General features: G+C 61.7%; 19 protein-coding genes. 8 read left to right on the top strand and 11 right to left on the bottom strand.

Annotated elements, in window-relative coordinates; translation table 11 throughout:
- The first annotated feature begins 424 nt into the window (after nucleotides 1-424).
- Nucleotides 425-970 (top strand): Spy/CpxP family protein refolding chaperone, encoded by a 546-nt coding sequence (locus EDC14_RS00740; RefSeq protein ID WP_132012266.1) that lies wholly within the window; start codon nucleotides 425-427, stop codon nucleotides 968-970.
- 131 nt (nucleotides 971-1,101) lie between these two features.
- On the opposite strand, the gene ppsA is transcribed toward EDC14_RS00740, so the two are convergent.
- The 9 genes from ppsA to EDC14_RS00785 all read right to left on the bottom strand — a co-directional run bounded on the left by ppsA (nucleotide 1,102) and on the right by EDC14_RS00785 (nucleotide 10,064).
- Nucleotides 1,102-3,723, bottom strand: a complete 2,622-nt coding sequence (gene ppsA, locus EDC14_RS00745) for a phosphoenolpyruvate synthase (protein ID WP_132012267.1) — start codon at nucleotides 3,721-3,723, stop codon at nucleotides 1,102-1,104.
- A 1,308-nt stretch (nucleotides 3,724-5,031) separates the two neighbouring features.
- Complete coding sequence (locus EDC14_RS00750) at nucleotides 5,032-5,349, bottom strand: hypothetical protein (RefSeq protein ID WP_132012268.1); 318 nt, start codon at nucleotides 5,347-5,349, stop codon at nucleotides 5,032-5,034.
- A gap of 217 nt (nucleotides 5,350-5,566) precedes the next feature.
- Nucleotides 5,567-5,944 (bottom strand): cupin domain-containing protein, encoded by a 378-nt coding sequence (locus tag EDC14_RS00755; RefSeq protein ID WP_132012269.1) that lies wholly within the window; start codon nucleotides 5,942-5,944, stop codon nucleotides 5,567-5,569.
- Nucleotides 5,945-6,058: 114 nt separating this feature from the next.
- Nucleotides 6,059-6,565, bottom strand: a complete 507-nt coding sequence (locus EDC14_RS00760; RefSeq protein WP_132012270.1) for a hypothetical protein — start codon at nucleotides 6,563-6,565, stop codon at nucleotides 6,059-6,061.
- 98 nt (nucleotides 6,566-6,663) lie between these two features.
- Nucleotides 6,664-7,467: a hypothetical protein gene (locus tag EDC14_RS00765; protein ID WP_132012271.1), complete on the bottom strand. Its 804-nt coding sequence runs from the start codon at nucleotides 7,465-7,467 to the stop codon at nucleotides 6,664-6,666.
- Between the two features lie 298 nt (nucleotides 7,468-7,765).
- On the bottom strand, nucleotides 7,766-8,149 hold the full coding sequence (locus EDC14_RS00770) for a hypothetical protein (RefSeq protein ID WP_132012272.1): 384 nt from the start codon (nucleotides 8,147-8,149) through the stop codon (nucleotides 7,766-7,768).
- On the bottom strand, nucleotides 8,142-9,017 hold the full coding sequence (locus EDC14_RS00775) for a hypothetical protein (protein WP_132012273.1): 876 nt from the start codon (nucleotides 9,015-9,017) through the stop codon (nucleotides 8,142-8,144). Before EDC14_RS00775 ends, EDC14_RS00770 begins: the two co-directional genes overlap by 8 nt.
- A gap of 266 nt (nucleotides 9,018-9,283) precedes the next feature.
- Nucleotides 9,284-9,730, bottom strand: a complete 447-nt coding sequence (locus EDC14_RS00780; RefSeq protein WP_132012274.1) for a hypothetical protein — start codon at nucleotides 9,728-9,730, stop codon at nucleotides 9,284-9,286.
- Nucleotides 9,720-10,064 carry a hypothetical protein gene (locus EDC14_RS00785; RefSeq protein ID WP_132012275.1) on the bottom strand — a complete coding sequence of 115 codons (345 nt, stop codon included), beginning with the start codon at nucleotides 10,062-10,064 and terminating at the stop codon, nucleotides 9,720-9,722. The genes EDC14_RS00780 and EDC14_RS00785 overlap by 11 nt, the downstream gene beginning before the upstream one ends.
- A 380-nt stretch (nucleotides 10,065-10,444) precedes the next feature.
- On the opposite strand from EDC14_RS00785, the gene EDC14_RS00790 reads away from it, so the two are divergent.
- From EDC14_RS00790 to EDC14_RS00800, 3 genes are all read left to right on the top strand, one after another.
- Nucleotides 10,445-10,897: a DNA-binding protein gene (locus EDC14_RS00790; RefSeq protein WP_132012276.1), complete on the top strand. Its 453-nt coding sequence runs from the start codon at nucleotides 10,445-10,447 to the stop codon at nucleotides 10,895-10,897.
- Complete coding sequence (locus EDC14_RS00795; RefSeq protein ID WP_132012277.1) at nucleotides 10,894-11,496, top strand: ImmA/IrrE family metallo-endopeptidase; 603 nt, start codon at nucleotides 10,894-10,896, stop codon at nucleotides 11,494-11,496. The genes EDC14_RS00790 and EDC14_RS00795 overlap by 4 nt, the downstream gene beginning before the upstream one ends.
- Nucleotides 11,497-11,596: 100 nt before the next feature.
- On the top strand, nucleotides 11,597-12,076 hold the full coding sequence (locus EDC14_RS00800) for a hypothetical protein (RefSeq protein ID WP_132012278.1): 480 nt from the start codon (nucleotides 11,597-11,599) through the stop codon (nucleotides 12,074-12,076).
- Here EDC14_RS00800 and EDC14_RS00805 read toward each other — a convergent pair.
- Both EDC14_RS00805 and EDC14_RS00810 read right to left on the bottom strand, forming a co-directional pair.
- Entirely contained in the window at nucleotides 11,960-12,460 is a 501-nt protein-coding gene (locus EDC14_RS00805; RefSeq protein WP_132012279.1) for a hypothetical protein, read from the bottom strand. The two genes, EDC14_RS00800 and EDC14_RS00805, sit on opposite strands and share 117 nt — an antisense overlap.
- Before the next feature lie 114 nt (nucleotides 12,461-12,574).
- A complete protein-coding gene (locus EDC14_RS00810; protein ID WP_165907688.1) occupies nucleotides 12,575-14,293 on the bottom strand; it encodes a methyl-accepting chemotaxis protein in 1,719 nt (572 codons plus the stop codon).
- Between the two features lie 467 nt (nucleotides 14,294-14,760).
- Between EDC14_RS00810 and EDC14_RS26510 the strand changes: the two genes are divergently transcribed.
- The 4 genes from EDC14_RS26510 (at nucleotide 14,761) to EDC14_RS00830 (ending at nucleotide 21,994) form a co-directional block, all read left to right on the top strand.
- Nucleotides 14,761-14,937 (top strand): hypothetical protein, encoded by a 177-nt coding sequence (locus EDC14_RS26510; RefSeq protein WP_165907689.1) that lies wholly within the window; start codon nucleotides 14,761-14,763, stop codon nucleotides 14,935-14,937.
- Between the two features lie 605 nt (nucleotides 14,938-15,542).
- A complete protein-coding gene (locus EDC14_RS00820; protein ID WP_132012281.1) occupies nucleotides 15,543-18,737 on the top strand; it encodes a PAS domain S-box protein in 3,195 nt (1,064 codons plus the stop codon).
- A gap of 213 nt (nucleotides 18,738-18,950) precedes the next feature.
- The gene (locus tag EDC14_RS00825) at nucleotides 18,951-20,489 is read left to right on the top strand and encodes a hybrid sensor histidine kinase/response regulator (protein WP_165907690.1); all 1,539 of its coding nucleotides are present in this window, start codon (nucleotides 18,951-18,953) and stop codon (nucleotides 20,487-20,489) included.
- Between the two features lie 311 nt (nucleotides 20,490-20,800).
- Complete coding sequence (locus tag EDC14_RS00830; RefSeq protein WP_132012283.1) at nucleotides 20,801-21,994, top strand: ROK family protein; 1,194 nt, start codon at nucleotides 20,801-20,803, stop codon at nucleotides 21,992-21,994.
- Nucleotides 21,995-22,159: the final 165 nt, after the last annotated feature.

Raw genomic sequence — 22,159 nt, forward strand, 5'->3', positions numbered from 1 at the left:
TGTATGTCATGAGTTTCCACCAAAAGCACCCGCGAGAGGTGCACCGGCTACGTTTTTCACTCTCATCATCCCATCTCCATTGGCTCATGAATTTTCGGATCGTATTACATCAGCGGTACCGCCATATCGGAGCTTATAATTGAGGCATCCGCAAGAACCCGATTCCTGTAACAAGAGTCCGTCGGTTTTCGACGGACTCTCCAGTAAATCAAGCCCCGATTATCCATATTATACCATAAAAAACCTGCGATGAAATGCCGTTTTTGTATGGCAAAATATCAATCGAATCCGGCTGAGGACGATCCCATGGTTTCTAAGGATTTTCCAGCCATAAAAACATCATTCTGCCATCAATTCCACACAGAATCGACACACGGAAGGATTATCCTGAAGTTGAATTCAATTATTAAAGGAGTTGAGCGGAATGAAAAAACTCGGTTTCATCCTTCTTACGCTGGCGCTGTTAGTCGGATCCGTCTCATTGGCGGCGGTTGCTAAGGGTCCTGATGCGCAAACGCCGCCTCCCCCGGGATCTCAAGCTCAAATGGAACGGCCGGAAGGACCGGCGCCGGATATGGAACGGCCGAAGTGCGGACCCCGGAGAGGCGATTGGTTGGACCGTCTGAATCTATCCTTTGAACAACAAATGAAAGTCCTGGAGATCCGGCAGAATTTTGAGAAATCCGTGCAACCGCTGCACTTTTTGATCCAGAAGAACGAGATCCAGTTGCGGCAATTATGGAGTGAGAAGAAGTTGGACCCCAAGGCGATTGAAGGCAAAGAGCTTGAAAGCGCTGCCGCGCGGGTGAAGATCAGGATTGCGGAACGGGCGATGCTGGATCAGATTCATGCGGTGTTAGCGCCCGAACAGCAGAAACAGCTGCAAGAGTTGATGATGGCTGCTCCGAAACCCGGGAGGGGAGCCGCAGAACCCGGTCGGGCCCCGCAGGGACCGGAACCCAGGGAGTAAAAACCACGTCTCGCCGGCACGCAGTCACTGCGGGCCAGAATATCGGCGAAGTTGCTTCTATAACTTATCTATATGAAAGCCCGGCCTCTACGCCGGGCTTTTTCTATCCCTATGAAGTCTGGGAATGGCATTTATAGCAGTTCCACATATCCTTCCGTTCCGTTGACCCGGATTCGCTGTCCGTCCCGGATGAACTTGGTGGCGTTGTCCACGCCGACCACCGCGGGAAGGCCGTACTCCCTGGCGATCACGGCGCCGTGGGTCATCATCCCGCCCACTTCCGTCACCAGGCCTTTCACGGATACAAACACCGGCGTCCAGCTGGGATCGGTGAAGACGGTCACCAGGATGTCGCCATTTTCGATCACCGCGTCCGCCATTTTTAATACCACCCGGGCGCGGCCTTCGATGACCCCGGCCGAGACGGGGATGCCCGGCAAAGCGCCCGGCGGGAGATGGCCGGTGCGGTAGGCGCCCGCTACATTCTCGCCCTCGGAGGTCAGCACCCGCGGCGGGGTCAGCTTTTCATAGCCTTGGTACTGCGCTTTCCGCTCGGCGATCACCCGGTAGTCCAAGCGGTTGGTGCGAACGGCCTCCCGGAATTCGTCAAAGGCAAGATAGTAGACATCCTCCTTCTCCCGGATGAGCCCGTTCCGCACGAGCTTGGCGGCCTCCTGCAACAGCGCCTGTTTATAGATCCAGTACCGTTGGATGAAGGTATACTTGGGGTATTCCCGATAGCCGATGAAATGGCGCAACAAGCTAATCATCCGCCGGGTCTTCCGGGCCTTTCGCTTGCCGCCGGGCAATTTTTCCAAGCGGCTTACCAGGTCCCGCTCTTTCCGCTCCGCCTCCAGCCGTCCCTGTTCAAACTTGACGCTGGCGGCGTTTGGTGCGCAATTCTTAATGTTGCTGAGGATCGCGGGAATCAGGGCCGTCGGTTTCTCGCTCCAGCGGGGCCGGGTGATATCGATCTCCCCGGGACAGCGCATTCCGTATTGGTCGAGGAAACCCTCTAAGGCGCGCTGCACCGCCGCTCCGCCTTCCAAAGGGGCCAGTTCCTCGAAGAAGCGCTCGTCGCTGGCATGCTGGAAATATTCCATCACCGCCGGATATTGCCGGACGACGTCCGCCACGTCCAACAGCGCCAGGCCCATCTCGGAGGTAATGTTGTTGGGCACCGATTGGGCGAGCGTGTCGGCGGCGCTCTTTTCGCCGAGCCATGTTTCCATATGCTTATTGATCCAGTTGGCCGCATACAGCCCGACGAGGATCACGCCCATGCCCCGCGGATCATACATGATTTTCTTAAATTGCTCAAGGTCTTCCAAAATGAAGGGAAAAAGTGCCGTGCCGGAACGCTTGACGATCGCTTGCCGCAGCTTTTGGAGGGAGAGCTCGTTCTGGGAAACGAGTTCGTCAATGACCCCGGTATCGTTTTGAAGATAGACCTTCAACGCCTGCACGGGCAGGTCCCAGGTCATTCCCTCGGTGCCCATCCTGATATAGCGCCGGCCGCGCGCCAGGGATCGCCTGAACTCTTGGCGCTCCATTAAGCTCTCGATGGCGTTCAGCATGGCGGGGTCGGCCTTGCCCCAGGTTTTGAAGATGAGCTGCCGCCCGAGCGGCGAGGCCAGATCATGGCTCAAGTCGAAGAACAGTCTTCCGCCGGCATCATAGAGCGGGACCTTCTTGGATAAGAGCCGGAAAAAGGATAGCCCCAAGGGTTTGATGGCATCGGTCATCATCTGCTGGTGACCCAGGGAGGCATAGATCCGGTTCCCGCCGTCATGCTCCGGAATGGGAAAAAGAGTGGTGATGGGGCGGCTTTGGACGATAAAAAACTCCTCTTCCGCAAGGCACCATTCGATATCCTGCGGGCAGCCGAAATGCCCCTCGATCGTCCGGCCGATCCGCTCAAGCTGCAAAATCTGGCCGTCGGTCAGCGTCTGGACCTCCTGCAGTTCGGGCTCGATCTCCCGCGCCCCGGTCCCGCCTGCGGCTGCGGGAGCGATGGCCAGTTTTTTGGCGGCGATCTTGCGGTCGACGATGCGGCCCTCCCGCACCTTGTAATTGTCGGCGTTCACCAGGCCCGAGACCAGCGCCTCGCCCAGCCCGAAGCCGGCGTCGATGGACAGGACTTTGCGGTTGGAACTGACCGGATCGGCCGTAAACAGGATCCCCGCGGCCTGCGGAAACACCATGCGCTGAACCACCACGGCCAGATAGACTTCACTGTGGTCGAAGCCGTTTTGCATCCGGTAGATCACGGCCCGGTCGGTAAAGAGCGAGGCCCAGCACTGGCGGATGGCGCGCAAGACCGCGTCGCTGCCCCGGATATTCAAATAGGTGTCCTGCTGGCCGGCGAAGGAGGCCGAGGGCAGATCCTCCGCCGTGGCGCTGGAACGCACCGCATAGGCGTTGGCTTCGCCAAGCTTCGTGAGATGGCGCAGGATCTCGTCCCGGATCGCGCCGGGGATGGCGGCTTCGCTGATGACGCTGCGAAGCCTGCCGCTGATTGCGCCGATTTTTTCCCGGTCGTCCGCGCTTTGTTGCGACAGTTCGGCCAGCAATGCGCCGAACTCCGGCGTTTGCCCGATGATCCGCCGGTAGGCCGCGGTGGTGACACAGAAGCCCGGCGGGACCCGGAGCCCGTCGATCCGGGAGAGCTCCCCAAGGTTGGCGCCTTTTCCTCCCACTTCCATCAGCTTTGTTTGATCGATCTCCGCGAAACCAAGCACGTAAGCGTTCATCTTCTTGCCCTCCCGCACGGTTCGGAAACAGCTTTCAAAGGCATCGGCGTCCGGGTCCATGCCGCCCGCCGCGTTCTGGATATCTCGCGTTGTTCCTTGAGATGCTTTATTATCCCTCAATTTCCTCATTTCATTTGGGGAATTGGGCGGCAGAAATGCCGGCGGCTATAGGCCCCCTTCTCTGAGGATGAAACTGTTTTGAGCAGTACCTTGTATCTTCTTCCTTCAACCTCACCCTGGACGCCGGATCTTGAGCCTTCCTGGTTCTGGTCCCCCATGACGCGATTAAAAAAACGATAGCTATGGGGGAGGGAACGTAGCTGCCTAAAACCATCAATGGTTAAGCTTTTAGGCTTATTTCGCCCTCCCCCATAGCGAGTGCTTTTCGAGCGTGATGGGGGAGGGTTACAATCCTGAATTTGCCTGATGGGTGGGGGCATTGACCTGCAACGACATCACAGAGCTTCGTCAGAACTCTTATAGAAAGCGTGAGCCTTTTTTCTCGTGGTTCTCCGTTGTCGCCTCCGCTGTGTTTCCGCCTGAAGGCGGGCAGGGAGTGATTCGGCCACTCCCTGCACCCGGCCGCCCAAGGGGACGATGCTTCCCCTTGGGTATCCCCGCGAGTGGCCGGTCCGTCCTTAGACCGATTAGGTAAATCCGCGCAGCCCCTTCCGCGGTCAATTTTCAGCAGAGTATTTCTTCCCATTTTTTAGGGCCTTTCAAGGTCCTTTCACCTTGTAGCCGGGTGATTTATCGCCCGGTCGGCATTCAATTTCGTCAGCCAAGTTTTTCCGCGTTAGCTTAACGACATTGACCTGGCGGCGGGGGCTCCTGGGATGTACTTCGCCAGTGAATAGAGACCCTCGGAATGACGGTTCGTTTCTCCCTGAGGCCAGAGCCAGGAGGGCTTCAGTGTGAGGCATCCAGGGACGGATGCCAGCCGAACGGAGAAAGATAGAATAAGGGGTGGACCCCAGAGCCACGAGGGCTTCAGCGTGAGGTTTTCAGCGGTTCATGAATGTCGACTCCGGGGTGTTTCCGCCTGAAGGCGGGCAGGGAGTGAGTCGGCCACTCCCTGCACCCGGCCGCCCAAGGGGACGATGCTTCCCCTTGGGTATCCCCTCCAATTGCCGGTCCGTCCCTGGACCGGTAAGGTAAATGGACATTCTATTTTGCCGCCGGCCTCCCTTACCGGCGGCTTCCGGGTTCGTTCCCCGCTGCCGACGGCGGTGACTTCATCCGCCATCAACGCCGCGGCGCCGCCCTCCCTGGCGGCGGGCATGTGTTGAGGCCACAGAATGACAGTTCCTAAAACCGGTCGCTGATGCCGAACTCCCGCCAGGTCTCGTTGGGCAGGGCGATCTTGACTGTTTTGCGGGCTTCTCTGTACTGGTCCAGCAGTTCCCGCTGGATCGCCTGGCGTTCCTGGGTCTTCTCCATCAGCCGGGCCTTGAGCGCTTGCTGTTCCTCGTGGGAGTCCAGCAACTGCTGATACTTGGCGCTCAACGCCGTCAGGAACGCGGCGTCCAGGCCCCTGGCGCCGAGCTGCTCGACGTGGGCGGCGAGGCCCGCCAGCATCAGCCGGGCCGCCTCGATGAAGGCCGCCAGATTCTTCAATTTGTCCATCGTTTGATGCACCTCCTTTCCCGGCATGCCGGGGCGCAGTCCGGGCATGAAAAAACGCCCGTTCTCTTCGAAAACGGACGTTCTGGTTTCTTTGGCTCCGGATGCCTTGCGGCTCTGCCGATGATACCATTATACCACGGCGGGCCGGGTTGGAAGTATCGGATGCGTGCCGCTTTTGTACGGCGGGACGCCGCCGTCTTTCCAAAATGAGGAACCTTTATTTCAACTTTCCTTCCAGCTCTTCCTGCCAGTGGTCGACGATGCCCGCCGGGGAGTAGGCGAAGAGCATTACCAGATCGGCGGTCCCGGTATTGACCAGGCTGTGCGGCTGATTGGACGGGATGTAGGTCATCGAGACCGGCCGGACCGGCCGCGTCTCGCCGCCGACCGTGATCTCCCCTTCCCCTGCGATGACGGTGTAGACCTCTTCCTGTTCGTGCTGGTGCAGCGGCACCGCACCGCCGGGGTAGATGGTGACATGCCCCAGCACCATGTGCCGGGCCTTGATCTCACACTGCGGCCCGATGACCACCCGGGTCAGGCGGCCGGCCGGGAACTCGGTGCCCGGGACTTCCGAAACATGCTTGGAAAACATGCGAACACTCCTTTGTTGTCGATTCCATGGACGGATTGCTCCGGCTCCTTCGAGAGAAGCTCTCGCTGGATCTACTTATACTCCCTTTTAGCCCCGGATCCTGCCGCCGCCCGCTCAAGTTTTGCCGGAATCTCGCTCCGGCCGGCCGCGAAACTCCGCCGGATTCAGCCGGGTATAATTCCAGGCGGCGAGGATCTCCCAGACCAGGACCGTCGCGAAACGGCAGAACGGGCTCCAGCGGATGTACTTCAGCAAGCCGATATGGTAAAAGACCTGGTCGATCAGCGCGGCGGTCAGCGCGAAAGCGAAAAAGTACAGCGGCCGGACATAGCCTCCGTTCCGTTTGGGCAGGAAATTGAAGAAGAGCATCATCGCCAGAATCCAGGCGAAATTCACCCAGACCGGCGAACCGTAAAAATCAAAGGGCAGGGTCCGGACCCACTGGAACAGCCCCAGCCACCGGCCGAAAAACATCACGAAAACCACATCCGCCAGAAACCCCCAGATGAAGCTGGGCCAGAACAAGGGGATAAAACGGTCCTTCTTCACGAACAGCACCACCAGCAATACCAGAAACAACGCGAAAAGCTGGTAATTCAGCTCCACCGGCATCCGCCCCACCGGCTATCATCTCCTCGAATACAGCGATTCTTTTTTCCTATTTTTAACAAGTATCCCCATTTTATGCAGCCGGCCGCGCCATTCCGGGCGGCGCGCTATCAGCCCAGCTCCGCCAGCTTGGCCGCTGCCGCGGTCCGGCTGAGCGTCACCGCGATCCGGGCCGGTTCGCCGGCAGCCGGACGGTAGCTGAGGATGGGTTCTTTCACCAGCAGCTGACTCTCGCCGCAGGGGAGCTTGCCGGCCCGGCCCAGGGCGGCCGCCAGCCGCTCCGCCCCCTCCAGCTGCTCGACGGCGCTCCTGCCCCGCAACTCGGCGCGGAACGCCTTGCGAATCTCGAAGAGGCCGCTGCTCTTGGCCAGCGCCTCGACGCCCGCCGGCCGCCAGAGCAGCGCCGGCAACTGGCCCCCGGCCGGCCAGAGATGGGCCTGGACCGACCATTCCTCGCCCAAAACGGTCCGGGAGAGCGCCAGCAGCGCTTCCAGCCAGGCTTCCGGCGGCTCCGCGCCATCCCAGGCCGGTTGCAGGATGACCATGCCAAACCGCAATTCGCGCACCACCGCCCCCCAGAGCGGCTCATAGCCGTCCTCGGCCTCGCCCGCACCCGCTCCCAGGCGCAGCCCGGTGGCGGCCCAGCCCGCTCCGGCGGTCAAAAGCCGCCCCGCCAGGGCCCGTTCCACCGCCAGCGCCAGCTCGGCCCGCTCCGCCGGCCCGGTCTCCGGCGCCATGCCGATCCGCACCGCCACCACCCGGCGCAGTCCGCTCCAAGCCGGGTCATGCTCGAAAACCTCGGCCACCACCACAAAAGGCTTAGCCGGCAGCGGCGGGACCTCCTCCGGCCCGTAACAACGCCCCCCGGCCGCCGGCACCATCCGGACCAGCTGTTCTTTGACTGTCTGCAACATTGAGATTCCTCCTTTATTTTTTGATGAGTGATTCTACCCCTGCTGCGGTTCGGCCATGGTCCCCCTCGCTGCTTCAAACTTTTCCGGTTCGACGCAGCCCTCACCCCGGCGCGAAAAGCGTGCGCCGACCCTCTCCCGTCAAGGGCCGGTAGAGGGTTGGGAACGAATTGGCGAGGATAACGGGCTTCGACTCCCTTCTCCCGGCTGCCGGGAGAAGGGCCGGGGATGAGGGCTGCGCCGAGCGGTCTTACGAAAGGGGAGCCATGGTCCCGCTGCAGAGAGAGCCGAGCGAGAGGACTTATTCCCCCGCCACCAGCAGCTTCCGGATCCGGCGCTTGCGCTCCTCCACCCCCGGACAGCGGTACGCCTTGAAATACGGCAGCCGCTCCCGGCTCGCCCGGATCGCCGCCCGGTCCAGCGCCAGATAGAGCGGGAGCCCGCCCGGGATATACAGCCCGGTCCGGCACCGGCCCTCGCACCGGACACAGGCCAGGAGATCCCGCAACGCCTCCTCGAACTGATAGCGGTACTCCCCGACCCGGGCCGCCAGCCCGTACTGCTCGAACCCCCGCAGCACCGGGGCAAAGCGCAGCGCCAGATCGGGATCCTCCTCCACCCGGCGGCGGGCCCGCTCCCGGAAGCGCCCGGGCAACACCCGGTCCGCGCCGGCCGGCTCAGCCATTCTCCGCCACCTCCGCCCCGCCCGGAAACTCCTCCAACAGCCGCAGCAGTTCCGCCGTGAGCGCCGCACGGGCCTCCGGGTCGAATTCCGGTTCCGCCGCGCCGCCCGAGGCCCCCGCCCCCGCGGCCGCCGCCTCCGCCCGGCGCTGCAGATGATGTTCCAACACCGGCAGAAAATAGGCGAACGAGACGATCCGGTCCGCGGCGAACTTCGGCTTAAAAAGCCGGAACGCCTCATCCATCACCGACCGGACCAGCCCCGCGTCGCCGCCGGCCAGGGCCAGCGCCTGGCGGATCGCGGCCAGGTCCCGGGCATTGGCCGTCCGCTTGCCCCCGGCCGCCAGAAAATGCGCCTCCAGATCGGCCACGGCCGAGGCCCAGTCCGCAGCGCCCGTGCCAGCCTCATTCGTACCGGCGACGACGACGCCATGATCCCCTCCCCCGCCGGACCTGTCCGGCCGGCGATCGTCATCGGGATCCGGGATTCCGGGTTCAGGATTCAGAGAATCCGCCGGGCCGGCCGTGGAAATTCCGCGGCCGGATGCTCCCTCCGGCGGCGGGATGACGCTGGCCGCCTCGCGCGGATGGGGATTCTGGTGCGCCCGGAAGGCCGGGATCCAGATGTACCATTCGCCGTCCACCGCATAACGCCGGATAAACCCCAGCCGGTGCAATTCCTCCAGCAGCCCCTCCACCTCGCAATCGTCATAGGGCAGGATCTCCGCCCTGATCTTGCGCGGCCGGTCCGCCAGCCGCCCCTCCCGGTCGGCCAGACACCACAGCCCGATATACAACAGCCGGGCCAGGGGATCCACCTCTCCCAACAGGTCATTCTTGAAAAACCCCGGTTTAATATTGCGCGCCCGCATGGAATGCCTCCTTTGTGTAGTGATTGATGGCTGGAATTGGGTTGGTGGTTGGTGGTTCGTGGTTAGTGGTTGGTCGTTGGTCGTTAGTGGTTGGTGGTTGAGTTGGTAGCTTGGTCCTGTTTCAGTCATTAAGCCACCTTGCCAACTCACGAACTTACCAACGACTAACGACTAACCACGAACTTAAGATCCTACCAACTACGAACTTACGAACCCACCAACCAAGAACCACGAACTCTCCAACCCACCAACCCCGAACTCCCTTCTCACTCCGCCAGGCCCAGGACCACCGCCATCTTATAGGCCGCCGCCTCCCGGATCTGGTAGTACCGGCTCCGGCTGAACCCCAGCTCCATCATAGCCTGCTCATGATTGCGGCCGGCATTGCTGAAATACCGCGCCTCCACCAGCTCCCGCTCCTCCGGCCGGAACAGCGCCAGCCCCGCCTCGATCCGCTGCACCCGCTCCTCCTTCCGCCGCAACTGCTCCTCCAGGAGCATGATCCGCAGCGCCCGGTCGGCCACGGGGTCGCCGCTCCCCGAGCCCCGCACCCCCGCCTCGTCCAGCCGCGCCCCGTTCACCCGCTGCCGCAGATCCTCCAGATCCAGCCGCAGCTCCCGGGCTGCCGTCCGGTACAACGGGTAATTGGCCAACTCCTCCTCCACATACCGCAGCACATGCCGGGACAACCGCCCCACCGTTTCATCCCTCATAGAACCGCACCCCCAATGCTTGCTTCAAACATTCCGGCTCATCATGGACCCACACCCGGCGCCGGCCGTTGTGATAGCTCAGCCAAGCCTCGCCCGGGCCGAATTCCAGCCCGCAGCCGTGGCAGGCCGGGACCTCCGGGAGGCCCGCGCCGCGCATCGCCCCGGCCGCCTCCGCCAGACAAAGCGGGTCGTCATGGGCCGTCAGATGCACCCATCCCGCCAACGGCACGTGCAGACTGAATTCCAGCCCCAGCTCCCCGGGGGCGATCGCGCTGCAACAACCCTTGCAAAACGCCCCCTCATTCCGATGATAATTTCGCCTTGTACCAGCCATGATCCGACACTCCTTCATTGTATATATGTAATATGCAGGGCAAAAAAAAATCCGCCAGCCTTTCCGGAAACACCGTCGAACGGCGTAAAAAGGCGTCATTGCTAGAGCTGACACAATAAACCCCCGGCCCGTAGCGCGCTTCCACCGGACCGAAAGATTGTTGTGTCGAATTAATATTGTCCTCAAGCAATACTATAGCACCACCCGTACACGGAGTCAACAACAATTTATTGATCGAGGTTAATAAAAAGGTTGATTATGGTAAACAAACATGCTATAATAAGGTTATTGTACCGAGTCATTTTTCCGGACCCTTCCAAAAAACGCGGTCCCGGCGAATGGCCGGCGTAGTAGTACTGGTAATAAAGGAGCGGTGTGAAATGTTTGACAAAGAAAAATTTGCCGCATTGCTGATCCGGGCTCAAGGCGACCGGTCGCTCAACGAATATGCCCGGCAGACCGGAATCTCCTCGGCGCACATCTCCCGGTTGTCCCGGGCGTTACTGGACGCCCCGCCCAACCCCCAGACCATCAAGCAACTGGCCGACCAAGCCCATAACGGCGTCACCTACGACGAGATGATGGTGGTCGCGGGACACCTGACCCCCGACTGGCTGCCCAGCTACAGCCGTCTCGACACCGGCAAGATCCCCCATACCGCCCGCTACGACATCAGCTCGATCACCGACGAGGAAGCGGAGCTGATCAGTTTCATCCGGCGGTCCTGGTCCAAGCTTACACCGGAGCAACGCAAGAAAAAACTGGAACTGGCCAAAATCTCTCTCCGGATCATTGATGAAGTGGAACGGAGCGAAAAAAAGGACAAGGAATGAACGTCAGAGAGGATCGGGCGCGCCAGACCGCCCGCCGCGTCCAGGAGAAGCTCCCCAAGTTTCTGCCAGTGGACGTCCTGGCGGTCTGCGAAGCCTGCGGCTACATCCTGCGGTTTCACGACGACGCGCTCGACGACAACGAAGAAGCGGTCACCTACTATCTGCGCGACCGCTACCTGATCTTTCTGAAAAAAACCGGCGGCCGCACGGCCTCCTGCCGGCTGCGCTGGACTATCGCCCACGAGCTGGGCCATATTCTGCTGGGCCATTTCGAGGAGTACGACCTGAGCTTCAGCGCAGCCTCGAAGCTGGGCCGCCAGGTCGCCTGGGTGATCAACCGCGAGGCCAACCTCTTCGCGGAGGAACTCCTGATGCCGGAGGCGTTCCTCCGCGGCCACATGGAGGAAGGTTCCGACGCCTTGCGCCGGATCTGCGACGTCTCCCGCCAATCGCTGGCGATCCGGCTGAAACGGCTGGGCCTGGCCGAGCCGGACCCGGCCGAACCGGACCTGGCTGAGCCGACCCGGCCGAGCCGGACGCTCCAGGCGGCCGAAACCGCCGCCGTCTACCTTCCCGGCCTGAGCGGCATTCCCCGTTAAATTTCCGGCGCGCTCGTCCCATCAACGATCTTTTGGGAATATCTGGATTAAAGTTTGGGAATACTGGGAATACTGTTTTCAAAAAGTGGGACGGGCCGCAATGCTGAAGTGGTTATGGAAACCCGTGGACGATCGTTTCCTCCGGGGCTTGATTGCCGGGTTAATCGCCGGGTTCATCAAGGATATCCCGGATTTTCTGCCGCGGAAATGGTTTCATGTCAAGCAATTGGATTTCTGGGATTACCTCGGCGAGATGGCGCTCGGGGGCATGCCGCGGAATTTCGGCGGAGAAATGGTCGCCTTTCTGATCGAATTGGGATTCAGTATCGGGCTGGGGGCCGTCTTTACCTGTATTGTGGCGCCGCTCTTCCCCACCCGGCACCATCTGGTGCGCGGCGTCTTTTACGGCGGCTCCTGCTGGTTTATTCTGATCTCCATCATCAAGCTGTACCGCATCACCGAATTAATGCCCAAAAACCCGATTACCCCTCTGAGCACCCTGGCGATGTCGGTCTGCTACGGCTGGCTGGTCGCCTTCATCGACCATCGGCTGAACAGCCGTACCGAAAGTTTGTCCTAGCCTTTCAACCCTTCCGGGCCGCCCCTGTTCTTGCTGCCGCCGCCGCTCGAACCGCCGGACGATCCAGGCCAGCAGAATCCCGTAGCGGACCGAATCAGCCAAATTTTCAACGGCCGAACTCAGGTTTTTGAAGTAAAGGAGCTCCAGGTGGTACAGGAGTACCGCCGTTTTGATAAAAAACCAGACGATCCCGCCGTAGAAAGCGCCCTTGATCAGATAATGGCGGCTGGCGATCCGCGGCGCCAGATAGACGAAGACCACGCCCAGGAACATGCTGAAAAGGAGCTGCGGGATGAAGGCGTAGCTATGCCCGGCCAGGCCCCTTGGCAGCCGGTCCAAGGCGAACGGGCCGCCGACGATGCCCCGCACAAACCGATCTTCCATGGGCGTAGCCTTCCACCCGGCCCGGCGCTTATGTGTCACAAGGGTCCGTTCCCAAACCAAAAAGAAACCCACGGGCCGGAGGGTCCGTGGGCGTCAGCGCCTGCGCGTAATGGATTATCGGTTTTGATCCGGCAGCGGCTCGGCGTCGATGGTGAAGACCGAGACCGATTCCTTCAGGCTGTTGGCCACGCCCGCCAGATTTTCGGCCAGCGCCATCACCTGCTCCGAACCGGCGCTCTGTTCCTCGGCGGTGGCGGAGACCTCCTGGGTGCTGGCGGTGCTCTGCTCGCTGACCGCGGCGATGGTGGTCATGGCGGCGATGGCCTTCTCGTTCTTCTCCGCCATCTGCCGGACCGACCCCGCCACCCGTTCGGTCTGGGTCACCATCTTGTCCAGGACCCGGAAGATCTCGTCGAAGGTGGTCATGGCGGCGGTGGTCAGGTTTTTGCCCGACTCCACCCGGGTGATGCCGGTCTGGCTGAGCTGGACCGCGTGGCGGGTCTTGCCGCGCATCTCCTCGACCACTCCCACGATCATCTGCGCCGCGGTCTTGGACTGCTCGGCCAGTTTTCCGGTCTCCTCGGCCACCACCGCGAAGCCCCGGCCGTGTTCGCCGGCGCGGGCGGCCTCGATCGAGGCGTTCAGCGCCAACAGCGAGGTCTGCTCGGCGATTCCCTGGATGACCGCGGTGAATTCGTCGATCTTCTCCGAGGCCTGGGTCAGCTCGCCCATGACCGCCGCCACCGCCTGGGTCGAGCCGTAGATCTCATTCATCTCGGCCGCAACGTTGCGGGTGACGGTCTGGCCGGAAGCCGCCGAAGTCGCCACCTTGCCGGAGGTTTCGGCCATGGCCTCGGCGTCGGCCGTTACTTGCCGCACCAGCTCGGAGAGCTGGTTGACCGCGGCCACCGCTTCGATCACCTGGTTGGCCTGCTCGGACGAGCCCCGGGTCAGCTCCTCCATGGCCCGGGAGACCTCCCCCGCCGAACGCCCCGACTCCGCGGCCGCGACGTGCAGGTCCTTACTGGCCGCCAGCAGCACCTCGGAGCGTTCGTGGATGTCGCGGATCAGTTTTTGCAGCCCTTCGATGGCGTGGTTCAGGCCGTTCACCACTTCCTTCACCTCGTGGCATCCTTCCCCCTGAACCTTCTGGGAGAGGTTGCCGAAGGCCAGCGAATAAGAGGCTTCCACCATCCGTTTGAGCGGCCGGGAGATGGAGGAAGCGATCAAAAAGCCCAGAATGAGTGCGATTCCGATGCACAATACCAGGGTGACCGTGGTCACCCAACGGGCCTGGCTGGAATACTGATTGCCGAAATTCATCGCCGTCAGGGCGCCGCTGGTATTCTTGTCCTGCAGCGAATTGACGATGATGCCCAGAATATTCAGCTCCCTGTCCAGCTGCTCGAAGTTTTCGCGGTTGACCGGCTGCTGCGCCAGCTCCCGGATCTTCTGCTCCTGCTTCCGCACGCGCTCGGCTTCCTCGGGATACCCCGACACCAGGCCCGACAGCGCGGTGCTCAGCGTTTCGGTGCCGGGAGCGCTCATAAAGGCCACCCCGGCCAGGACCGCCAGATAATCCTGGCGCAAGCGGCTCATCGCCTCCTTGGCGGCATTGATCGTCGCCGCGGCCTGGGTGCTCTGGTTGAAGACCTTGCGGGTCACCTCCTGCATCTGGTCGATGATCCCCAGGCTCGAATAGCCCTCAATGGCCAGAAAGAGGATGAGAATCACCACCGTCGCCAAGATCTGGTGCAAGACCTTGAAACGGGACAAAAACGAAAAGATCAGCCCGTCCCGCTTGCCCATAAAGCCCAACTTCAACTTGCCCATTGCCATGCCTCCCTTGAATCTGCCCTTGATGGGTCTATCGCGATCGCTTGTCCCCGGAAGGCCCGGACCGTCCGGCGGACCCGCGCTGCTTGCCTCCGCAAGACCTCCTTGGAATCGCTTTTTCTCTCTGTTTTTTGAATCAGCGGAGGGATTCGGATAGAAAACCAGGAATTTTGGACGATCATGCCCCTTTCGCCATCCGGGGCCGGATGGCTGAATTGAATGAGTCAACGGAAATGAACCGCTCAAAAAGCGTTTTCATTGTTTATATTCGGATTTCCACTACAAGGTATTTATACTTTTTCCTCAAAATTCCTGCTGCCGGTGGCCTGAAATTCGTCCGGGCTCAAACCGGCTGCGCAAAGTCCCGGCGGGCGGCCTCTCCAAAGGGCCGTCCAGTCGGGACAGCGATAAGAATCCCGTCCCGGGGCATACTACGGTGGCGAGGCACAAACCACGGAGGTGCTATGGATAATCTCATCTCGCTTGAGGCATACCGCCGGAGCCGTTATCAAGTGCTGCTGGACCGGGAAGTCAACCTGTTCTTCAGGGCCATCGCCGCCGGCGATCTGGACCGGGCTTTCCGGATCATGGAACGCATTCGCCAGGAACGCCAACAGTCCGGCCTGTCGTTCGAACCGTAATTTCACCAGGTTTGCCCTTGGTATCCCAAACCGCGATAACATAAGGATATCCGCGCCGTTTGGCGCGGATATCCTTAGCACCTTCCCCCTGAATTTACCGGCAACAGCCGCCACTATTCCAACCGCCAGCAAACAAGAAAAAGAAAATGATGATGAAGAAGAAGATCCAAATCCACCAACCGCCGCCAACGCCGGCTCCATCATAAACACCCATATTGTTCACCTCGCTTACTTTTCTTCCCGGAGGTGTCTTTCATCCATCCATGTGACTTGTTATATCTTATGAGCGCGGCTTAGATTTGCACTGCTGCCCATGGTACAGTTTCCCCCGCTAAAGTCACAAATCGCCCCGGACCTGCCCTCCACCGGCCGGGCCCAAATGCAACATAATTTTTTTGGAAAAACCCAAATTATTATGGTATTCCATATTAATTAATTGTAAATTATCTGGTAGAATAAGATAGGCAGCTTTGTTTCGATTGGAACCTGCGCGTGAGGAGCGGGACGGCCCAGCGGCATTTCGGCCGGCGGTTCAGGCGCCGGGGGCGTCTTGTCGCGCTTGGACGCGGGGTTGCATGGCATCTTGAAAAAGCCGGGAGGCTCCCTTGAAAAACGAATTCGTTTCGGACCTAAAGCGCATTCCCTGGGCGGCGACCCTCATCTTCTGCCTGGTCTCCTTGTTGCTGGTCACGATCTATCACGGCTATTCCGTGATTCACCTGAAATCGGACCGCCTGGAGACCCTTACTTCCCTCGTCAATCGGGTCGTCTCACAAAACTCCGCCATCCTCCGCCGGGAAAACCCGGCAGCCATTCAACGCCAGTTAAGGCCGGCCATCGCCGGAATCATTCAGTCCTTCCCCCGCAACTATGCGGCAGGATTTTATTCCTCTCGCTACCGGCGGGTCCTGGCGGCCAGCGTCCGCCGGGGCCGCGTAGCAGCGGACGAGGAGCGGCTGTCCGACCTCGAGGGCGGGGCGCGGCATTGGTTTTTCTGGTCGCCGTCCCGGCGGACCTGGCTGCTGCAGTACGTTCAGCCGCTGACCCGTGACGGCACGCTCGTAGGTTATAGTTTTGCCAACGTCACCCTCTCAGACTTGTTCCTCTGCTATCTCTACCTCTTCGGCGGCGTACTGCTTCTGATCCTGGTCTCCTGCCCGCTGGCGCTGGCCTGCTGCAGGCGGGTCAGCCGCCGGGTCCAACAGCGGCTGGACCAGAGCTACGGCGAGGCCATCCAGCGCTCCCGCCGGGAACTGGCCATGACCCTGGAAAGCATCACCGACTGCTGCTACAAGCTGGACCGCCAGTGGCGCTTCACCCACATCAATCCCGCAGCCTCCCAGCTGCTATTCGACGGCCAATGCCTGGAGTTCCTGGGCCGGAATATCTGGGAGGCCCTGCCCCGCTTGGCGGAGGGCCGACTCCGCCGCGAGTACCAGCGGGCGCTGGATCAAAATGTCGCGGTCCACTTTCAGTATGAAATGGTCCATCAACCCGGCCGGTGGCTGGAGATCCACGCCTACCCCTCCGAGGAGGGGCTGGCGGTCTTTCTGCGGGAGATCACCGACCAAAAGGTGGCCGAGGCCGAGCTGCAGAGTTCGCGCCAGGCGATTCTGGACATTGTCGAGAGCATCACGGACGGCTTCTTCGGCCTGAATCGCCTCTGGCGCTTTAGCTACGTTAACCAGGCCGCCGAGCGTCAGATCGGCATGGCCAAGGAGCGCCTGCTGCACCAGGACATCTGGCGGGTCTTCCCCGGCCTCAGCGCCACCACCGTCGCCGAGCTGCGCCGGGCCATGACCGAGGAACGGGTGGCCTGCTTTGAATCGCCGGATCTGGGCTTCTGGTGCCAGTTTCACGTCTATCCTTCCCGGAACGGACTGTCGGTCTTCTTTCACAACATCAGCGAGCGCAAGCAGCTGGAGGCGACCCACAATCAGCTGGCGCTGATCGTCGAGTCCTCCGAGGACGCCATCATCAGCACCGACACGGCCGGGATCATCCTCAGCTGGAACCGGGGCGCGGAGCAGATCTACGGCTACCCGGCCACCGATGCCGTCGGCCAGCCGCTGGCGATCATTCATCCGGACGACCGGCACCCGGCCGGCCGGCAAGACCTCTTCCAGCTGGCTCAGGAGTGCCAGTCCCGCCTGTTCGAGACGGTCCGGGTGCGCCGCGACGGTACGCTGCTCAATGTCTCCATCAAAAACGCCCCCATCCGCGATCCGGAGGGCCGGATCATCGGCATGTGCAGCATTCACCGGGATATCACCCAGCAAAAGGCCGACCGCCAAAATCTGGCCGCCGAGCGGGAAAGGCTGCTGGTAACGTTGCGCTCCATCGGCGAGGCGGTCATCGCCGCCGATCAGGACGGCCGGATCGTGCTGATGAATGAGAAAGCCGAGCAACTGACGGGGTACGACATGGTCGAGGCCTCGGGCCGGCCGCTGGCGGAGGTCTTCCGGATCAGCGACACCGGGGGGCGGCCGCTGGATATCCTGGAGCAGAGCGATCCCGAAGGCGCGGTGCTCGTCACCAGGGACCGGCAACAGCTGCGGATCGCGGTCCATTGCGCGCCCATCCGCGATCAGGGCAACGAATACGGCGTGGTCCTGACCTTTGAGGACATCACCGAGCGGCTCCGGACCGAACAAGAACTGCTCAAGGCGCAAAAGCTCGAGTCCCTGACCACCCTGGCCGGAGGGATCGCCCATGACTTCAACAATCTGCTCGCCGCCATCCTGGCCAACCTGCAGCTGACCCAGATGAAGCTGGAGAAGGGCCAGGACATCCGGGCCTATCTCCAGGACACCGTGGAGACCACCCGCAAGGCCAGCGATCTCACCCGGCAACTTTTGACCTTCGCCCGGGAGAGCGTGCCGGTGCGCCAGCCCACGCCCATCGGGGAGCTGGTCCGGAACGCCACCCAGTTCGCGCTGCGCGGCTCCAAGATCAAGGCCCGTTTTTACCTGGCCGAAGACCTCTGCCCGGCCGACGTGGACGAGAGCCAGATCAGCCAGGTGATCTACAATCTGATCATCAACGCCAAGCAAGCCATGCCCCGCGGCGGCGTCATCGACATCCGGGCTGAAAACGCCGTCTTTCCGTCCGGCAGCATCTACCGGCCGGGCAATTACATCCGGCTGATCTTTCAGGATCAAGGGGTCGGCATTCCCAAGGAAAACCTCTCCCGGATCTTCGATCCCTTCTTCACCACCAAGCGCGAGGGGACCGGTCTGGGCCTGGCCACCAGCTATTCGATTATCAACAAGCACAACGGCTATATCGAAGTCCAGTCCGAGCCGGGCAACGGGACCACCTTCGTCATCTACCTGCCGGCCGCGGCCGCCACAAAATGGGGGGGAGCGGCCGAGACCCGCAGCGAGACGGCCTGCTCCGGTCCTGGCCTCAAGCTGCTGTTGATGGACGACGAGGAGATGATTCTGCACCGGATCGGCGAGATGCTGGGCTACTACGGCCATCAGGTCACCTTCGCCCGGGACGGCGCGGAGACGGTGGCCCTCTACCGGCAGGCCAAACAGAGCGGCGCGCCGTTCGACGTGGTCATCCTGGACCTGACCGTGCCGGGCGGAATGGGGGCCCAGGAGACCCTGCCGCTCCTCAAAAATTGCGACCCCGCGGCCAAGGTCATTGTCAGCAGCGGCTACGCCAATGACCCGCTGCTGGCCGAGTACCGGACGCACGGCTTCGACGGCGTGGTCTCCAAGCCCTACAAGGTGGACGAACTCCACAAAGTGCTGAAACGGGTAGCCCGGCCGCCCGACCGGAGCTCCGACTGAATACCGGCCGGCCCTTCCGCATCTTCCGCTTTTTCGCTCCCGTCCCTTCTTCGTTCCCCGCCGCTCTGCGGCCGGATTGGAACGTTTTATCAAAATTTGTAAAAAAGTGGTTTCCTCCAACCCTTGCGCTGTAGTATGATAGAGGTAATGTTAGGCGGCGGCGCGTCGTCCGTTCTTGCCTACCTCGAACTCAAGGGAGAGACGGTTGCGAAGTTGCTGAAAGCGTCATGGGAAGAGAATCCCTTTTTCGAAGCTTTATTTGACGCCGTTCCTTTCGTCTTTCTGATCGTCGATTCGGACGGCCGGATCCACAGGATGAACCCCGCGGCCATCCAATTCGCCGGAACGGACCAGGCAGCGCCGTCCCCCGCCGCGCGGGAAGAAAACGGCGCTTTTGACTGCATCCTTGCGACGGGTTGCCGGACCGGAGCCCGCGCATCCTGCCAAGGCTGCGATCTATGGCGGGCCGCCCACGAAGCCTTGGCCGGGGCGAACATCTCCCGCCATGGCCAACCGGCCATTCCCTGCCTCCCCAAGCCGCGGCCGCTCTTTGGATACATCAACGCCGGGCCGTTACAGCACGACGGCAGGCGTTACGCCTGGCTGATGCTGGCCGATTTCACCAAGGAACAGAAGCTCCTCACCGCCGAGCGCCTGGAATCCCTGGGGGTGCTGGCCGGGGGCATCGCCCATGACTTCAACAACGCGCTGGAGGCGATCCTCGCCAACCTGCAACTGGCCCTGCTCAAGCTGGAGCAAGGGGTCCAGCCCCACCACTGCCTGTCCGACGCGGTCGGAGTCACCCTCAAAGCCAGCGAGCTGACCAAGCAGTTGCTGACCTTCGCCAAGGGCGGCGCGCCGCTCCGCAAGCACTCGACGGCCCTGGGCCGGCTGATCCAAGAGGCGGTGGAGGCGCTCCGCCGGGATTCCCCGGTGAACTGTACCGTGACGATCGCCCCGGATCTCTGGGGCGCCGAGATCGACGAGGGCCTGATCGGCCAGGTGCTTCAGAATCTCTTGATCAATGCCCTTCAAGCCCTGCCCGGCGGCGGGACCATCAGGGTCAGCGCCTCCAACGCCGCCCTGAGCGCCGGGGACGGCGAAGCGGCCCGTTTCATCCGGGTCGCAGTCCAGGACAACGGGATCGGCATCCCCCGCCAGGACCTGTCCAGGATCTTCGATCCCTTCTTCACCACCAAAAAGGACGGCGTTGGCCTAGGTCTGGCCACCGCCTATTCGATCATCCGGAAACACCACGGCTACCTGGAAGTGGACTCCGCCGAAGGCCAGGGCTCGACCTTCGTCATCCATCTGCCCGCCGCCGCGGCCCAGCCGGCGGACCCGGAGCCGGCCGCCGCTTCCTCCTCCGACCGGGCCGGCGCCCGGATCCTGCTGATGGACGACGAAGCGCTGATCCGGGAGGTGGTCGGCGAAACGCTCTCCTTCTACGGCTACCAGGTGGCCTTGGCCGAAAACGGCCAGGCGGCCGTGGCCGCCTATCGCCAGGCGCTCGAAGCGGGCCAGCCTTTCCAGGCGGTGATCATGGATCTGATCGTCCCCGGCGGCATGGGCGGCCTGGAGGCCCTGGCCCACCTCCGCAGCCTCGATCCCGGGGTCAAAGCGGTCATTTCCAGCGGTTACGCCAACGACCCGGTCCTCTCCGACTTCCGAAAGCACGGCTTCTGCGGCGCACTGGTCAAGCCCTACCCCATCGACGACCTGGACCGGATCCTGCGCCAGATCATCGCCTGAACCGGCCGGCCCGCTCCTGTTGCCCCCACGGCCCGCCCGCCGCCTCCTGCTTCCCGAGGCTGCCCATTCTTTCCGATCCCGCCCGGTTTCTCCCTACTTTATATTATTTTTGCAAAGAAGTTCCCCTGACAATCCTTCTTCCATTGCGTTTTGACCCGCCCATCACCTTATAAAATAAGGATTTTCTCCGACCCGGCCGGGAGCTTTTTCCTAAAATGCCATCAGGATTTGGAATACTTGTTTACAATCTGTAAGGAAGTAACTATAATAGTAGGAAAGGAACCTTGTCCCAAAAGGGGTTGGAGCAGGTAGTGACAGACAATCCTCTGATTCAGCTGGACCCGGAGAAGAAGCATCTTTTCCAGGTGATTCAGCGGCGCGGCCCGATCGCCCGCGCCGATCTGTTATCCCTGCTTCAGACCAATGTGGCCACGCTGAGCCGGATGATGCGGCCCCTGCTGGAGGCCAGGCTCATCGCCGAGGTCGGGATCGGCGAATCCACCGGCGGCCGGAAACCGGTGCTCTACGACATCAATCCCCGGGACTTTTATGTCGCGGGCCTCGACATCTCCCGGCCCTACACCCAGGTGGTGCTGGCCAACCTCAAAATGGAGCCCATGGCCCGCGAGCAGTTTGAGATGGACGAGTCCTGCACCCCCGAGAAGACGACGCGCCTGATCGGCGAGGCCGTCAGGCGGCTGGCCGGCCAGCTCGGGATCGCTGATGAACAGCTGATCGGCGCCGGACTGGGCACGGCCGGCCCGCTCGATCCGGAGCGGGGCCTGATGCTCCATCCCCGGAACTTCAAGGCGCCGGGCTGGACCGAAGTGCCGATCCAGACCATGCTGGAGCAGGTTTTGGGAGTGACGGTCGCCGTCGATCTCGGCGCCGCTGCCGCCGTGCTGGCCGAGAACCTCTTCGGCCTGGGCCGCGACCACCGGAATATGGCCTTCTTCCATTGCAGCGGCGGGATCCGCACCGGGGCCACCGCCGCGGGGCGGATCGTCCGCGGCATTCGCGGCGCCGAGGACGCTTTCGGCCACATGGTGATCGCCGTCGACGGCGAACCCTGCAGTTGCGGCAATTTCGGCTGCATCGAGGCCTACGCCTCGATCATCGCCATCGTCAAGAAATTCGTGGCAGGCCTGAAGCTGGGCCGGACCTCCATGGTCGTCAAGCCCTTGACGGCGATCCGCTACACCGATATCTGCAACGTCGCCGCCAAGGGCGACGCGCTGGCCCGGGAGGTGCTCAGCAACGCCGCCTGCTATTTCGGGACGGGACTGGCCAACTACATCAAGCTGCTCAATCCCAGCCTGGTGATTTTGAGCGGCCCGCTGGTCTCCCACTCCGAGCTGTTTTATACCACCGCCGTCCGGGTCGCCTTGGAAAAGCTGAACCTGGATGAGCGGCAAAAAGTGGTCTTCAGCAAGGGCGGCTATTTCGGCGATAAAGCCATCGCCATGGGCGCGGCGACTCTTTGGGTCGAAAGACAGCTGGGATAGGCGTTTCCGGCGCCGCCCGCCACGGGCCGGCGTCAGCATCATTCCGCCAAGCTTCCCCCGCCGGTTTAGGACCGGGCCTTTCGGAAAGCGCTAAAGTCCGGGCCGGCGCGGGTCGATTGAATAATTGAAGGAGGTGTCGCCATGACCTAACTTCAGCGAGCCAAT

It is taken from the genome of Hydrogenispora ethanolica (genome assembly GCF_004340685.1).
In the GTDB taxonomy this organism is placed as follows: domain Bacteria; phylum Bacillota; class UBA4882; order UBA8346; family UBA8346; genus Hydrogenispora; species Hydrogenispora ethanolica.

Coding starts and splice junctions, on each gene's coding strand:
- EDC14_RS00805 (WP_132012279.1), bottom strand. CDS start 12,460: ATGGAAGATCGGTTTGTGCGGGGCATCGTCGGCGGCCCGTTCGCCTTG.
- EDC14_RS00750 (WP_132012268.1), bottom strand. CDS start 5,349: ATGGACAAATTGAAGAATCTGGCGGCCTTCATCGAGGCGGCCCGGCTG.
- EDC14_RS00765 (WP_132012271.1), bottom strand. CDS start 7,467: ATGTTGCAGACAGTCAAAGAACAGCTGGTCCGGATGGTGCCGGCGGCC.
- EDC14_RS00810 (WP_165907688.1), bottom strand. CDS start 14,293: ATGGGCAAGTTGAAGTTGGGCTTTATGGGCAAGCGGGACGGGCTGATC.
- EDC14_RS26510 (WP_165907689.1), top strand. CDS start 14,761: ATGGATAATCTCATCTCGCTTGAGGCATACCGCCGGAGCCGTTATCAA.
- EDC14_RS00770 (WP_132012272.1), bottom strand. CDS start 8,149: ATGGCTGAGCCGGCCGGCGCGGACCGGGTGTTGCCCGGGCGCTTCCGG.
- EDC14_RS00785 (WP_132012275.1), bottom strand. CDS start 10,064: ATGGCTGGTACAAGGCGAAATTATCATCGGAATGAGGGGGCGTTTTGC.
- EDC14_RS00800 (WP_132012278.1), top strand. CDS start 11,597: ATGCTGAAGTGGTTATGGAAACCCGTGGACGATCGTTTCCTCCGGGGC.
- ppsA (WP_132012267.1), bottom strand. CDS start 3,723: ATGAACGCTTACGTGCTTGGTTTCGCGGAGATCGATCAAACAAAGCTG.
- EDC14_RS00755 (WP_132012269.1), bottom strand. CDS start 5,944: ATGTTTTCCAAGCATGTTTCGGAAGTCCCGGGCACCGAGTTCCCGGCC.
- EDC14_RS00740 (WP_132012266.1), top strand. CDS start 425: ATGAAAAAACTCGGTTTCATCCTTCTTACGCTGGCGCTGTTAGTCGGA.
- EDC14_RS00790 (WP_132012276.1), top strand. CDS start 10,445: ATGTTTGACAAAGAAAAATTTGCCGCATTGCTGATCCGGGCTCAAGGC.
- EDC14_RS00780 (WP_132012274.1), bottom strand. CDS start 9,730: ATGAGGGATGAAACGGTGGGGCGGTTGTCCCGGCATGTGCTGCGGTAT.
- EDC14_RS00795 (WP_132012277.1), top strand. CDS start 10,894: ATGAACGTCAGAGAGGATCGGGCGCGCCAGACCGCCCGCCGCGTCCAG.
- EDC14_RS00775 (WP_132012273.1), bottom strand. CDS start 9,017: ATGCGGGCGCGCAATATTAAACCGGGGTTTTTCAAGAATGACCTGTTG.